A 13,123-nucleotide genomic window follows, 5' to 3' on the forward strand; every position below is an offset into this window, starting at 1 on the left:
CGGGCGTCACCAGTCGCGGGCGGTTGCCAGCAAGTGGTCGCGGACCAGGGCGACATGCGGGTTCCCGGAAGAGCCCGGGCGCTGGACGAGGAAGCCGGTATTGATGGGCGGATCGTCCGGGTCGTGCAGCAGGACCAGCACGCCCGAGGCCAGCTCGGCGGAGCACAGATAGCGGGGCAGCACGCTGAACCCCGTCCCGCCCGCCACCGCGGCCTTCACCGCGTTCAGGTCGGGCATGGTGACCGCCGGGTGGCACACCAGACGCTTGCCGAAGACATGACGCCAGTAGCGGCGCACGATCGGCACGTCCTCGGCGTAGGCGACCAGCGGCACGCCATGCAGTGGGGCGGACCCGTCGGCCTCGATCCGCGCCGGTCCGCCGATGCGCTCCGCCCAGACGGGAGCCGCGACCAGCACGAACTCCTCGTCCCCCAGCGGCACCGAGGCCAGGGCGCGACCGCGCGGCCGGTAGGTCGAGATCACCAGGTCGTAGCGGCCCGCCCGCAGCTCCTCCAGGAGCGGCTCGGTCAGGCCCGGGGTGATGCGCAGCCGTACGCCTTTGTCGACCAGGGGTGCGAGGGCGGGCATGACGCGGTGGGTCAGCAGCTCGGCAGGCCCGGCGAGGTGCACGGGTTCGGCCGGGTGGACGTCGGCGGAGCCGCCCGGCCCCGTGACGGTGGCGAGAGCGTCCAGCGGCTCGACGATCCGGGAGGCGAGCTCGTCCGCGTAGGGAGCGGGGGCCACGCCGCGCGCCAGACGCTGGAACAGCTCCCGGTCCAGCTGCCGCTCCAGCGCGCGGATCTGCGTGGTGACCGTCGGCTGGGACAGGCCCAGCAGGCGGGCGGCGGCGGTGAAGGAGCCGGTGCGGTACACGGCCAGGAACGTGCGCAGCAGGTTCAGATCCACCGGCGCCGCGCCATCAGGCAGGGTGGTTCTGCCTATCCCCTCATTGGTATCCCTATACCTCATATGCCTGAGCCTATTGGATTCCAATGGCAGGGTGCGCGTACGGTCGGGACAACGACGTACTGACGATCTGTACGCACAGCGTCAGGAACCCCGGGAAACCCGCCTCTCGAACCCCGAAAGAGCACCCCATGTCGAAGATCCTTTTCGTGATGACCGGCGCCGACCAATGGACTCTGGCCGACGGCACCAAGCACCCCACCGGCTTCTGGGCCGAGGAGGCCGTGGCTCCGTACGAGGCCTTCAAGGCCGCCGGTCACGAGGTCGTCGTGGCCACGCCGGGCGGCGTCGTGCCGCCCCTGGACAACGCCAGCCTGGCGCCGCAGTTCAACGGCGGCGAGGAGGGCGCGAAGAAGGTGGCGGACGCCCTCGCCTCGATCAGTGAGATCCAGCACCCCATCAAGCTGGAGGACGTCAACCTCGACGACTACGCCGCTGTCTTCTACCCCGGTGGCCACGGCCCGATGGAGGACCTGGCCGTCGACGCCACGTCCGGCAAGCTCCTCGTCGACACCCTCGCCTCCGGAAAGCCGCTCGGCGTGGTCTGCCACGCCCCGGCCGCGCTGCTGGCCGCCACTGATGCCGACGGCGGCAACGCCTTCGCCGGCTACCGGCTCACCGGCTTCAGCAACGCCGAGGAGACCCAGGGGGGACTCGCGGCGGGCGCCAAGTGGCTGCTTCAGGACCGCCTGGTCGAGATCGGCGCCGACTACCAGGAAGGCGAGCCGTGGGCTCCGAACGTGGTCGTCGACCGCAACCTGGTCACCGGCCAGAACCCCGCCTCCGCCGGACCCGCCGCAGCCGAAATGCTGAAGAGGCTGGGCTGAACGGTGGCCGCCGACCGGCTCGACGAGGTCCTCGACGCCGCGTACGACTGCCTGACCCGGTACGGCGTACGGCGCACCACGATGGACGACATCGCCTCGACGATGGGCGTGTCCCGGTCGGCCGTCTACCAGTACGTCCGCAGCAAGGACGACGCCTTCCGACAGCTCGCCGCCCGCCTGCACACCCGGGCGCTGCGGCGGGCCCGGGAGGCCGCCTCGACCGAGGCCGCCTCGTACGCGACGCGCATACAAGGCGTCCTCACCGCCAAGCTCGACCTGGTCCGCAGGCTCACCGGGGACTCCCCGCACACAGCCGAACTCCTCGACGAAAAGGCCCGGTTGTTCGGTGACATCTGCGCCACCTTCACCGCGGATCTACGGCGCCTGCTGACCGCCCTGTTCACCGAGGCGGGCACGCCCGCCACCATCGAGCCCGCCGAGGCAGCCGACGTCTGCCTCGCCCTGGTCACCGGCCTGGAATCGACACCCGACGGCGAGCGACTGCTCGGGCCCGCGACGGACGCGCTGCTGACCGGCCTGCTGGGCGCCGCCGCGGCGTCCCACTGATCGGCCTCCGTCTTCCCCGGCGGAGTGAGCGGTGCGACGATGCCGGGATGATCACATCCCCGGACCCTCTCGACGGCCGCTCCCCGGGCCGAAAGCTCCAGGTGGAGACCCACGGCCTCGACGTGATCGCGGACACCGAACGCAAAGGCACCCCACGGACCCTGTTCTGGCCCTGGTTCGGGGCCAACGTGTCCATCCTGGGCCTGAGTTACGGTGCCTTCGCGCTCGGCTTCGGGATCTCGTTCTGGCAGGCTCTGGTCGCCGGAGTCGTCGGCATCGTCTTCTCCTTCCTGCTGTGCGGGTTCGTCGCCGTGGCCGGGAAACGCGGCTCCGCGCCGACGATGGTGCTCGGCCGCGCCGCGTACGGCGTGCGCGGCAACCGCCTGCCGTCGGTGATCTCCTGGATCCTCACCGTCGGCTGGGAGACCGTGCTGTGCGCCCTCGCCACCATGGCGACCGCGACCGTGTTCGGCAGGCTCGGCTGGGGCGGCGGTACGGGGACGAAGGTGGTCGCCCTCGTCCTGGTGGGCGTGCTGACCGTGGTCGTCGGTGTCATGGGCTTCGACCTGATCATGCGGCTGCAGACCGTGATCACCGTGGTCACGGGTGTGCTCACCGTCGTCTACGTCGCCCTCGTCGCCGACCACATCCACTGGTCCGCCGTCAGCGCCGTACCGGCGGGCTCCGCCCAGGAGTTCATCGGCGCGCTCGTCTTCATGATGACCGGCTTCGGCCTCGGCTGGGTCAACGCGGCCGCCGACTACTCCCGTTACCTGCCGCGCACCGCGTCGAGCGGGGGCGTGATCGGCTGGACCGCCTTCGGCGCCTCACTGGCGCCGCTGCTCCTGCTGGTCTTCGGACTCCTGCTGGCCGGTTCCTCCGACGAGCTCAGCGCCGCCGTCGCCGCAGACCCGATCGGCGCGTTGACGACGATCCTGCCGACCTGGTTCCTGGTCCCGTTCGCCGTCGTCGCCGTCCTCGGCCTCGTCGGCGGCGCGGTCCTCGACATCTACTCCTCGGGCCTGGCCCTGCTCTCGGCGGGCCTGCGCGTGCCCCGCTATGTGGCCGCGCTGGTCGACGGCCTCCTGATGATCGTGGGCGCGGTCTACATCGTGTTCGTCGCCGACGACTTCCTCGGCTCGTTCATGGGCTTCCTCACCACGCTCGGCGTCCCCATCGCCGCCTGGTGCGGCATCATGCTCGCCGACCTGACCCTGCGCCGCCGCGACTACGACGAGCCCGACCTCTACCGCCCGACCGGCCGCTACGGCGACGTACCGTTCACTCCGCTGCTCCTGACCCTCACTGCCACGGCCCTCGGCTGGGGCCTGGTCACCAACTCGGCGGCGGGCTGGCTGGAGTGGCAGGGCTATCTCCTCGGCCCACTGGGCCTGGGCGGCAGGTCCGGCGATTGGGCGTACGCCAACCTCGGAGTCCTTGCCGCCCTCGCGCTCGGCTTCCTCGGCACGCTGGTGCTGCGGCGCGGGCGCGTCCGTGAACAGGAGGCGCAGGTGCCGAGCCCGGCGGCGGACGAGGGGGCGGCCGTATGACCGCCGGGTGGCTCGCCGTCATCGACATGCAGCGCGTCTTCGCCGACCCCGACAGCCCCTGGGCCTCCCCGCGATTCGCCGAAGCGGCGGCAGGCGTACGGCGCCTGCTGCCGGCCTTCGGGGACCGGGTCGCCTTCACCCGTTTCGTGGCACCCGGAGAACCGGAAGGCGCCTGGCGGACGTACTACGAGCAGTGGCCCTTCGCCCTGCAACCGCCAGAGGCCCAACTCTGGCAGCTGACGGACGAGTTCATGGATCAGGCACAGCACGTACTGGACGCCACCACCTTCGGCAAATGGACCCCGGAACTCGCCCGACGAGCCACCCCGGAAGGCCGCCTGGTCCTGGCCGGCGTCAGCACCGACTGCTGCGTCCTGTCGACAGCCCTGGCGGCCGCTGACGCGGGCGTCGAGGTGCTGGTGGTCGCCGACGCCTGCGCGGGTGCGGACGACGACTCGCACGCCAAGGCGTTGCAGGTGCTGGACCTGTACCGGCCGTTGATCCGGGTGACGACGGTCGCCGAGCTGCTGGAGGAGACGACATGAGCCACCCGCATCGCCTGGCCCTGGTCGGTGGAGGTTTCTCCACCGACGAGGACGGCCTGTTGGACGACTGGGTGCTGGGGCAGGCGCGTACGCCTCGCCCCAAGGTCTGCTTCCTGCCCACCGCCAGCGGTGACGCCCCCGCGTACATCGAGAAGTTCCTCGCCGCCTTCCGTGCCCGCCCGGACTGCGAGCCCTCCGTCCTGCGCCTGTTCGACAGGAAGCTCGACGACGACGCGCTGCGTGCGTTCGTGCTCGCTCAGGACGTCGTCTATGCGGGCGGCGGCAACACAGCCAACCTCCTCGCCGTGTGGCGCGTGCACGGCGTGGACCGCCTGCTGCGCGAGGCCTACGACCAGGGAAGCTTGCTGTGCGGTATCAGCGCGGGCGCCAACTGCTGGGCGGAGGCCTCGCACACCGATTCCTTCGGCCCGCTCACCTTCCTGCCGGACGGCCTGGGCCTGCTGCCGGGTTCGGTGTGCCCGCACTACGACAGCGAACCCGGGCGCCGCCCTTCCTACCGGTCGGCCGTGGCGACGGGCGCCCTGCCCGCAGGGTGGGCCCTCGATGACGGCACCGGCGCCCTCTTCACGGACGGTCGGCTCACGGAGACCGTGTCCCGGGTTCCGGGGGCGTACGTGTACCGGGTGACGGACGGGGGCGGTGACGTCGACGAGCGTGTGCTTGCGTGCCGGGTCCTGTCCCGCGGCACCGGCACGGGCACTGGCGCCGGCACCGACGCCGAAGCCGCGGACCTGCGGCGATGACCAGTCGAGGCCGAGAAGTCACGGCTCCGAGGTCTCGGATTCCAGTGACCTCCGGGTCGCTTTGCCGTAGACGCCGGACTCGTCGCTGAGGATGACGCGGGTGAGCTGGTAGGTGCGCACCGCGCTCTCGACCTCGCGGTCGTAGTCGGCGTCGACGGCTCCGCCGTAGTAGCCGATCTGGCGGAGGCGGAGCTGGAGTTCGGTGACTTCCGGTCCCTGGTCGGCGAGGCGGAGGACCGGGGCCGCGTCCTGCGGGGCGCTCGGCGCGGGGGTGGGGGAAGCACTTGCGGTGGTGCCGGGGCCGGACGGGGTGCCGGTCGGCGTGGGGGAGGGGTTCGGATCGTCCGAGCCGCCCGTCGGGGGCGTACTCGGCGACGCGGTCGGGCTCGGGGACGCCGCCGCGGAGGATGTGCCTTCCGACTGCTCCCCAGGGGAGTTGTCCTCCGGGGCCGAACCGTCGGGCAGAGGCGCCCGCACACCGTCGGGGAGTGCCCCCTCCCGCGAGGGGCTGTCGTACGTGAAGAGCCCGCTGGCGAACGCTCCCGTCAGCAGGAAGGCCAGTGCGGCGCACACTCCGGTGATCACAAGGGTGTAGCGTCCGCGCCAGGTGCTCGCCGGCGACTGCGGGTCCGCCGACTGCCGTTCGTCTTCGCCGAGTTGGGGCACCTCGGAGAGGCCGGGGTCGACGGCGGGCGGCGCCGTCGAGGGGACGAGGGGCGGGCCGTCCGGATCCCCGTCGTCCGCCGAGCCGCCACCGAGCTCCACGAACGGCCGTATCCGCACCGGATCGAAGTCCTCCGCGGCCGCCGCCTCAGCCGTGCGCGTCTCGCGATGGGCGTCGGACGCGAGGCGGCCGCACGAGCAGGCCGGTGTGCCGTCCGTTGCCCGAGGGGTGCCGCACTCGGGGCAGACAGGGCCGTTCGGTTCGCTCACGAGGGGTACCTCTCCGTGCAGATGTTCAGAATTCAAGCAGACCTTCTGCACGTGATCTCCATGAGCCCGGGAATTGGCGGAACCGGTCTCTCCGGACCGTCGAGAACCGGCCGCCCCGGCCCAGCAGCGCTGTGTCCCGGGGCGCGGGGCCCCGGGACACTCTGTGGTTGCGCGGGTCGGCGTCCGGTCGGGCGGCGTCGAGGGCTTCGGTGATCTCAGGCTCACGGCGGCGGTCAGGGCCGGCAGCACGCCTGGCCGACGATGTCGCCCTCCGCGGCCACCGGTGAGAGGCGAGCACCCGGCGCTCGCCGAGCGTTTCGGCGGCGGGCATGCTGACCTCGAGCCCGCGGCACACCTGCGCCATGCCGCCACGCCGCCCGAGGGAGATCACGAAGGCGAACTGGCCGAGCCCGACCGCCGACGCATCGATCCCCGACTCCACGGCGAGCGAGAATGTCGCGGTGATGTTGGCCCACTCGGCGTCCAGCCAGTCGAGGGCTCCGTCACGGGACAGGTCGGGAAGCGCGGGAGGTTGCTGCGACACGATGACCGGCACGGGGGTGACGACCAGCTCGATCACCTCTGTCACGGCCGGCATGCCGCTCAGGCAGTAGTCGCCCAGCCGGGCGATCGCCGGTCCGGGGTCCGCCGCGGCGTCGTCGGCACGGGCGGCCTGCCGCAGCAGGTCGTGCATCCGGTAACGGCCCGCCGCCGACTCCTGGACCGGATGGACGTCGACCAGGTCCTCCAGCAGGGAACGGGTGTTGGCCAGCGGGATCCCGGCCAGGGCTGCGGCGCCGTACGCGTCGATGTCCTCGCCTGGTACGAGCCCCAGCAGCCCGAACATCCTCCGTTGGGCGGGGTCGAGCTGCCGCAGCGACATCTCGAACACGTCCGACACCGCCAACTCGCTCTCGCGCAGCCGTTCCATCAGGGTGTCGAGCGTCCACGCGGGCCTGTGTCTGAGCCGCGCGGCGGCCACCCGGATGGCCAACGGCAGGTTCCCGCACCGGCGCAGCACCTCGCCGACATCGCCGGGACGAGTGCCGCCCGCGGATTCGACGAACAGCTCCGCCGCCTTCTGGGTCGGCAGGACGTCCAGCGAGATCGGCTGGACGCCGTCCAGCAGCACGATCGCGCCGCCGGCTCCGACTGCCACAGCGCGGCCCGCTCGGCGACCCCGTCGGGAATCCTGCCGGGCGGCGACCCGAGCGCGGTCAGCAGCACCCGCAGCGCCTCCCATGCCGTCGATCGCCACCATCGTCGTGTTCCGCGCGGCGCCGAGGAAGGTGTCCAACTCCGTCCGGCGCCCGGTGAATGCGGTGATGTCGTGCGGCAGGTCATTGCGCACCGGCGCAAGGGCCGGCCTGACCCTGATCCTGGAGGGAGCGGTGGGCTGACTGATCGCTTCAGAAGGGAGCGGGGAGCCGGTCGGCGTGGGTGGTGAACCAGTCGCGGGCCAGTTCGGCGACGGTGGTGAGGGTGCCGGGTTCCTCGAAGAGGTGGGTGGCGCCGGGGACGACCGCGATGCGGTGCTCGCAGTGCATCCGGTCGGCGGCGAGGCGGTTGAGGCTGAGCACCTGGGTGTCACGGCTGCCGACGATCAACAGGGTCGGCGCCCGCAGGCGGGTCAGCGCCGCCGGGGTGGCCAGGTCGGGGCGGCCGCCGCGGGAGACGACCGAGCGGACGTCGGAACCGGACAGCGCGGCGGCCTCCAGCGCGGCGGCGGCGCCGGTGCTGGCCCCGAAGTAGGCCACGGGCAGGCCGGTTTCACCGCGCAGCCACAGGGACGCGGCGTGCAGGCGCCTCGCCAGCAGCAGGATGTCGAAGACGTTGTGCCGGTCGTGTGCCTCGTCGTCGGTGAGGAGGTCGAGCAGCAGGGTGGCCAGGCCCGCGCGGTTGAGGGCGGTGGCGACGTACTGGTTGCGCGGGCTGTGCCGGCTGCTCCCGCTGCCGTGCGCGAACGCCACGGCCGCCGACGCCCCCTCCGGCACCACCAGGCGGGCGCCGACCCGCGCACCGGCGGCCGGGATCAGCACCTCGCGGTCCGACGGCGATACGGGTCCCGCCTGCTCGGTCGGGCCTGCGACGTCGGGGGAGCGGGGAGTGGCGCGGGCGGCCTCCGCGAGCAGGGACGTGACCTCGGCGTCCGAGACCTGGGCGAAGTTCCGGTACCAGGCGCCCACCGAGCCGAGGACCTGGTGCGTCTGCGGGCAGACGACGTCGTCCGCCACCTGCCGCAGCCGGGCGACACTGTGTTCCGGACCGACGGGCACGGCGAGCACGATCCGGGCCGCGCCCTGACCTCGCACGACCCGGCAGGCGGCCTCGGCCGTGGCCCCGGTGGCGAGCCCGTCGTCCACCACGACGGCCGTACGGCCGTCGACCGGCAGTGCGTCCCGCTCTTGGCGGTAACTCCGTACGCGCCGTTCCAGCTCGGCCCGCTCGACCGACTCGACGGCCTCCTGCTCGGTGGAATCCAGCCCGGCCTCGCCGATCACGTCCGGGTTGAGGACGCGGACCCCGTGCTCGCCGATCGCCCCGAAAGCCCACTCCGGCTGGTCGGGCACGCCCAACTTGCGCACTACCAGCACATCCAGCGGGGCGCCGAGGCGGCGGGCCACCTCGGCTGCCACGGGCACCCCGCCCCGCGGCAGCCCCAGCACCACGACATCCTGGCCGCGCAGCTCCGCCAGCCCCTCGGCCAGGAGCTGCCCGGCCGCCCTGCGGTCGTCGTAACGCATACACGCCTCCCGCGCCCACGAGGACGGGAGCCTGTCCCTTCCTCTTCAGGCTACGACTGTTCGCCCGCGGTCCCGGCACTTGGCGATATCCGGTCGGTACCCCCGAGGCGGTTGCCGTGTTCAATCACTCGTACCGCGTCACGCATCACGGCACGAACGGACGGCCCCACACGTCAGGAGGCATCGTGATCGCCGCTCCCGAGCCCGGCCCGACCGAACGAGACCTCGTCGAACGCGCTGTGAACCTGCGGCCCGTGCTGCTCGAACGCCAGCCGGAGACCGAACGGCTCACGCACTACCCCAAGGACACCCACGACGACTTCCTGCGAGCCGGCTTCTACCGGATGCTCCAGCCGCGCCGGTACGGCGGCTACGAGTTCGGCCTGCCCACCTTCTACCGCGTCGTCACCGAGATCGCCCGCGGCTGCCCCTCCACCGGCTGGGCCCTGTCGCTCACCGCCGCCCACGTCCTGCAGGTCGCCACGCTCTTCGGAGAGAAGGCGCAGGACGAGATCTTCGGCGCCGACGGCGACTTCCGTGCCGCGTCCACGGTCGCGCCCATCGGCGTCGCGCAGCCCGACGGCGACGGCCATGTCGTCCTCGACGGCACCTGGCCGTACTCCTCGGGCGCCCCCTACTCCACCCACTACGTCGGCCAGACCCTGCGGGCCCCCGACCGGCCCGGCGGCCCACCGGGACCGCCGGTGCTGTTCGTCGCCCCGCGCTCGGTGTGGACGGTGCTCGACGACTGGCACGGCGTCCTCGGCCTGCGCGGCAGCGGCTCCAACAGCATCCACATGGAACAGGCCCGCATCCCCGCGTACCTCACCTGCGAGGCGAGCCTGCTCGACCTGCCGGTCGAGGGCGGCAGCGTCGGCTACGAGCTGCACGGGAACCCCATGTACGCCGGCCGTGCGCCGAGCTTCTACCACGGCGAACTCGCCGCCATCATGACCGGCACCGCTTACGCCGCCGCCGACGAGTACGCCCGTGCCATCGCCGACCGCCCCCTCACCCTGGAACCCGACCGCACCCGCGCCGACCTCCACGACTACCAGCGGCACCTCGGTGAGGCCCTCGGCGTGATACACACGGCCGAGGCGGCACTGCAGCGCACCGCCGAGGAGTGGATGGAGACCTGCCGGCGCAACACCACCGGCGACGCCCCCTTCACCACCGCCGAGGACAACCGCCTCGCGCTCATGTTCCTGAACGCGGGCCGGATGACCTGGGACGTCCTGCAGGGCACCCTCTTCCGCACGGCCGGTTCCCGGCACGCGCGCGACGGCGAGCGGCTGCAGCGCTACTTCCGGGACGCGGCCACGTACTGGACCCATGTGGGCCCCAGCATGGCCGAGCCCCTCGCCCGCCGGGTCGGCTGCGACCGCCTGGGGCTGCCCTCCGGCCACATTCCGTTGATCCCCTGAACAGCCACAGGAATGCTCCGGTCCGGATCGGGTACGCGAGCAGGACCGCCTGACCGCCGCTACCAGGGGATCTGCCATGGAAACACCCGCGAACGACAACACCGCCACACCGGCCCGGCGGGCGCTGGACGCGCTGGCCGACAACACCGAGGACAGGGCGGCGATGGACATGCTCGCCGGCAGCGACGTCCTCGTCCCCGTCCCGGACGACGCCGAGCAGGACGCCACCGACCCGGGCGCCGTGGCGCTGCCGGTCATCGAGAGGGCGGGCGGCGAGCCGGTCGTCCCCGTGTTCACCTCGGAGCCCGCGATGGCCGAACTGCTGCCCTTCGTCTCCCGCTACCGCCTGGTACCGCTGGGCGCACTCGCCTCGCAGTGGCCGGCCGACGATCTGGCCCTCACCATAGACGGCGGCTCCGCACACCCCCTGACTCTGACGTCGGAGGGCGTACGGACCCTGCTGGCGAGGCCGTAGCGCCGGACCACGACGCCAAGGGGATGAGCGGCACCGAAGCCGCTCCTCCCCTTCGCGCGCACAGCGCCTTTCCGGGGTTGAGGACTCCCCCGCGGATCGAACGCCTCTTTCAGCCGCCGCTGCACGGCATGGGCCGCAGGCCCGAGCGCCTCCGCCACCCACTGCCGCTTGAGCACACCCGCCCCGTGCTCCCCGGTCAGCGTTCCGCCGAGGCGTAGCGCCAGCGCGAAGAAGGACGGGCACGTCACGAGGGCCTGCCGCTCGTCACTCCGATCCCGATGAGCACCCTCGCCCGCCCCCGCGCGGACCCGGCGACGACCGAGGCCGCCTTCCGCGCCGTACGGGAACTGCTGCGCCAGGAATGACGGCCGCGGAAGTGACGGCGACTGCCGTGCAACCGCCGTGCGGCCTGCTCGACCAGCCTGCTCGACCAGCCCGCTCGTGCAGCCTGCGAAGGTCGGCCGGAACTGCCCCCTCTTGCAGGGTGCTTCGGCCGTATGGAGAGGGAAGATCCCACCGGGAGGACTGACGCGAAGGGGTGGGGGTCGTCTTGAGGGTCGTCCTGCTGGGCACCGCCGCCGGAGGCGGGTTCCCGCGATGGAACTGCGCCTGCGCGCGGTGCGCCGCCGCACGTGACGGCAAGCTGCCTGCCCGCACCCCGGAATGCGCGGCCGTCACCGGCAACTCCCGCGACTGGTGGCTGCTGAACGCCTCGCCGGACATCCGCGCCCGGCTCACCGCCAACCCCGCCCTGTGGCCGGGCCCCCGGGACACTCCGGTACGGGGCGTGCTGCTGACGGACGCCGAGGCCGATCACGTGGCGGGCCTGGCCGTGCTGCGCGGAACGGCGGGGTTCAAGACGTACGCCGCCCCGCCCGTGCTCGCCGCCCTGGCCCCGGCGCGGGCGGCCCTCGACCGCCACGCCCCGGGGGAGTGGGCGGACAGCCTGACGGAGGGCGGGTTCGTGCTGTCCGGCGGCCTGGTCGCCACGGCGCATCCCGTCGCCGGTGAGCCGTCGGCGTACGTGCCGGGCCGGGCGAACGACCACCGCTGGGTGACGGCGTACCGCATCGAGGATCTGGCCACCGGAGGCGTCCTCGTCTACGTGCCCCGCGTGAGTGCGTGGACCCCGATGCTGGACGACCTCGTCGAAGAGGCGGACTGCGTTGTACTGGACGGCACGCACTTCACGGCAGACGAGGCGACGCAGGCCGGGCGTCATCTGCCCGTCTCGGGACCCGACGGCAGCCTCAGCGCCCTGACCCGCCACCCGCAGGCCCGGCGGATCTACACCCACCTGGCCGACACGAACCCCCTGCTCGACCCCGCCTCGGCGGCTCGCACGCAGGTGTCCGAGGCGGGCGTCGAAGTCCTCCCGGACGGGGCGGAGCTCGTGCTCTAGGTCCCTTCGTCTGAGCCCCCGGCGTCCGGCGTCAGCCGCCCAGCATCCGGGCCAGCGCGTCGCGCTGCAGCGGCAGGACCTCGGCGTGCAGGTCACGGCCCTTGCGGGTGAGGGCGACGAACACGCCGCGCCGGTCCTCCGCGCAGACGGAACGCTCCACCAGGCCATCCTTCTCCAGCCGGCCGATGAGCCGGGACAGCGCGCTCTGGCTGAGGTGGACCCGTCCGACGAGGTTCTGCACCCGGCACTGCTCGCCCTCTTCGGGCGTCGCGGACGCGAGGATGTCGAGCACCTCGAAGTCGCTCGCGCCCAGACCGTGCGGGTGCAGTACGCGGTCGATCTCGCACATGGTGCGCGCGTGCACCGACAGGATGTCCCGCCACCGTTCCTCGAGCCCTGCGTCGGCCGTCTTCACTGCCATACCGGCACGGTAGCACCAAACCGGCCATTTGTTGACTGTGCAACTAGTGCGTGCGCAAGTGAAGCGCGACCGCCCCGGGAGCGCGTCACAGCGGGCTCTCAGCCGGTCGGGTCCTGGAGCAGCCCGACGAGATTGCCGTCCGCGTCCTTCACGGAGGCGATCAGCCTGCCGCCGCCGACGTCGTGGACGTCCTGGAGCGTCTCGGCGCCCGCCTCCAGCAGGGCCGTGAGGGTCGCCCTGATGTCGTCGACGTGCCAGTAGGGGACCGGACCGGTCATGCCCTTCGCGTGCCCGTTGGGGTCCAGGCCGACGTCCTGCCCGGCGTCCTTGAAGCCGACGTAGTACGGCTCGTCCGCGTACGGCTCCGTGCCCAGCAGGGCCCTGAACAGGGCCTTCGTCCGGTCGAGGTCCTTGACGGGGTAGATGATCGTGTTGACTCCGGCGGTCATGGCGTTCTCCCGATGACGTGTGCTCCGACGTGTTTCGTCGGTGGCTTCACGCT

At 72.3% G+C, this 13,123-nt stretch carries 14 protein-coding genes and 1 pseudogene; 8 read left to right on the plus strand and 7 right to left on the minus strand.

The annotated features are described in order from the left end of the window. Positions 1–6: 6 nt before the first annotated feature. A complete protein-coding gene (locus ADL12_RS00265) occupies positions 7–969 on the minus strand; it encodes a LysR family transcriptional regulator (RefSeq protein ID WP_079051772.1) in 963 nt (320 codons plus the stop codon). Between the two features lie 128 nt (positions 970–1,097). Between ADL12_RS00265 and ADL12_RS00270 the strand changes: the two genes are divergently transcribed. The 5 genes from ADL12_RS00270 to ADL12_RS00290 are packed head-to-tail and all read left to right on the plus strand — an operon-like array spanning position 1,098 to position 5,219. Beyond that, a complete protein-coding gene (locus tag ADL12_RS00270; protein ID WP_062697127.1) occupies positions 1,098–1,793 on the plus strand; it encodes a type 1 glutamine amidotransferase domain-containing protein in 696 nt (231 codons plus the stop codon). Positions 1,794–1,796: 3 nt separating this feature from the next. Then, positions 1,797–2,360 carry a TetR/AcrR family transcriptional regulator gene (locus tag ADL12_RS00275; protein ID WP_062697129.1) on the plus strand — a complete coding sequence of 188 codons (564 nt, stop codon included), beginning with the start codon at positions 1,797–1,799 and terminating at the stop codon, positions 2,358–2,360. Positions 2,361–2,407: 47 nt separating this feature from the next. Further along, the gene (locus ADL12_RS00280; RefSeq protein ID WP_062697131.1) at positions 2,408–3,910 is read left to right on the plus strand and encodes a purine-cytosine permease family protein; all 1,503 of its coding nucleotides are present in this window, start codon (positions 2,408–2,410) and stop codon (positions 3,908–3,910) included. Further along, entirely contained in the window at positions 3,907–4,455 is a 549-nt protein-coding gene (locus tag ADL12_RS00285; RefSeq protein WP_062697133.1) for a cysteine hydrolase family protein, read from the plus strand. The genes ADL12_RS00280 and ADL12_RS00285 overlap by 4 nt, the downstream gene beginning before the upstream one ends. Beyond that, entirely contained in the window at positions 4,452–5,219 is a 768-nt protein-coding gene (locus ADL12_RS00290) for a Type 1 glutamine amidotransferase-like domain-containing protein (protein WP_062697135.1), read from the plus strand. The genes ADL12_RS00285 and ADL12_RS00290 overlap by 4 nt, the downstream gene beginning before the upstream one ends. A gap of 18 nt (positions 5,220–5,237) precedes the next feature. Here the strand turns inward: ADL12_RS00290 and ADL12_RS00295 are convergent, their stop codons facing one another. Genes ADL12_RS00295 through ADL12_RS00305 form a run of 3 tightly spaced genes read right to left on the minus strand, consistent with a single transcriptional unit; the run spans position 5,238 to position 8,896 of the window. Further along, a complete protein-coding gene (locus ADL12_RS00295; protein WP_062697137.1) occupies positions 5,238–6,152 on the minus strand; it encodes a peptidoglycan-binding domain-containing protein in 915 nt (304 codons plus the stop codon). 25 nt (positions 6,153–6,177) lie between these two features. After that, a complete protein-coding gene (locus ADL12_RS00300; RefSeq protein ID WP_062697139.1) occupies positions 6,178–7,503 on the minus strand; it encodes a hypothetical protein in 1,326 nt (441 codons plus the stop codon). A gap of 58 nt (positions 7,504–7,561) precedes the next feature. Beyond that, complete coding sequence (locus ADL12_RS00305) at positions 7,562–8,896, minus strand: phosphoribosyltransferase family protein (RefSeq protein WP_062697141.1); 1,335 nt, start codon at positions 8,894–8,896, stop codon at positions 7,562–7,564. A gap of 185 nt (positions 8,897–9,081) precedes the next feature. Between ADL12_RS00305 and ADL12_RS00310 the strand changes: the two genes are divergently transcribed. Further along, positions 9,082–10,323 (plus strand): acyl-CoA dehydrogenase family protein, encoded by a 1,242-nt coding sequence (locus ADL12_RS00310; protein ID WP_062697545.1) that lies wholly within the window; start codon positions 9,082–9,084, stop codon positions 10,321–10,323. 76 nt (positions 10,324–10,399) lie between these two features. Then, a complete protein-coding gene (locus ADL12_RS00315) occupies positions 10,400–10,798 on the plus strand; it encodes an SseB family protein (protein ID WP_062697143.1) in 399 nt (132 codons plus the stop codon). Between the two features lie 143 nt (positions 10,799–10,941). On the opposite strand, the pseudogene ADL12_RS58250 reads toward ADL12_RS00315, so the two are convergent. Further along, positions 10,942–11,430, minus strand: a pseudogene (locus ADL12_RS58250) (FAD-linked oxidase C-terminal domain-containing protein); the annotation flags it as partial. Here ADL12_RS58250 and pqqB point away from each other — a divergent pair. Beyond that, positions 11,349–12,200 carry a pyrroloquinoline quinone biosynthesis protein PqqB gene (gene pqqB, locus ADL12_RS00320; protein ID WP_062697547.1) on the plus strand — a complete coding sequence of 284 codons (852 nt, stop codon included), beginning with the start codon at positions 11,349–11,351 and terminating at the stop codon, positions 12,198–12,200. The pseudogene ADL12_RS58250 and the gene pqqB sit on opposite strands and share 82 nt — an antisense overlap. 31 nt (positions 12,201–12,231) lie before the next feature. Here the strand turns inward: pqqB and ADL12_RS00325 are convergent, their stop codons facing one another. Continuing rightward, positions 12,232–12,621 (minus strand): MarR family winged helix-turn-helix transcriptional regulator, encoded by a 390-nt coding sequence (locus ADL12_RS00325; RefSeq protein WP_062697145.1) that lies wholly within the window; start codon positions 12,619–12,621, stop codon positions 12,232–12,234. 98 nt (positions 12,622–12,719) lie between these two features. Continuing rightward, complete coding sequence (locus tag ADL12_RS00330) at positions 12,720–13,070, minus strand: VOC family protein (protein WP_062697146.1); 351 nt, start codon at positions 13,068–13,070, stop codon at positions 12,720–12,722. Positions 13,071–13,123: the final 53 nt, after the last annotated feature.

This window comes from Streptomyces regalis, assembly GCF_001509475.1.
Lineage (GTDB): Bacteria > Actinomycetota > Actinomycetes > Streptomycetales > Streptomycetaceae > Streptomyces > Streptomyces regalis.

What these genes read in the sequence shown, in the direction of transcription:
- ADL12_RS00325 (WP_062697145.1), bottom strand. Translation starts at nt 12,621, where the DNA reads ATGGCAGTGAAGACGGCCGACGCAGGGCTCGAGGAACGGTGGCGGGAC.
- ADL12_RS00270 (WP_062697127.1), top strand. Translation starts at nt 1,098, where the DNA reads ATGTCGAAGATCCTTTTCGTGATGACCGGCGCCGACCAATGGACTCTG.
- ADL12_RS00280 (WP_062697131.1), top strand. Translation starts at nt 2,408, where the DNA reads ATGATCACATCCCCGGACCCTCTCGACGGCCGCTCCCCGGGCCGAAAG.
- ADL12_RS00305 (WP_062697141.1), bottom strand. Translation starts at nt 8,896, where the DNA reads ATGCGTTACGACGACCGCAGGGCGGCCGGGCAGCTCCTGGCCGAGGGG.
- ADL12_RS00290 (WP_062697135.1), top strand. Translation starts at nt 4,452, where the DNA reads ATGAGCCACCCGCATCGCCTGGCCCTGGTCGGTGGAGGTTTCTCCACC.
- ADL12_RS00315 (WP_062697143.1), top strand. Translation starts at nt 10,400, where the DNA reads ATGGAAACACCCGCGAACGACAACACCGCCACACCGGCCCGGCGGGCG.
- ADL12_RS00330 (WP_062697146.1), bottom strand. Translation starts at nt 13,070, where the DNA reads ATGACCGCCGGAGTCAACACGATCATCTACCCCGTCAAGGACCTCGAC.
- ADL12_RS00265 (WP_079051772.1), bottom strand. Translation starts at nt 969, where the DNA reads ATGAGGTATAGGGATACCAATGAGGGGATAGGCAGAACCACCCTGCCT.
- ADL12_RS00285 (WP_062697133.1), top strand. Translation starts at nt 3,907, where the DNA reads ATGACCGCCGGGTGGCTCGCCGTCATCGACATGCAGCGCGTCTTCGCC.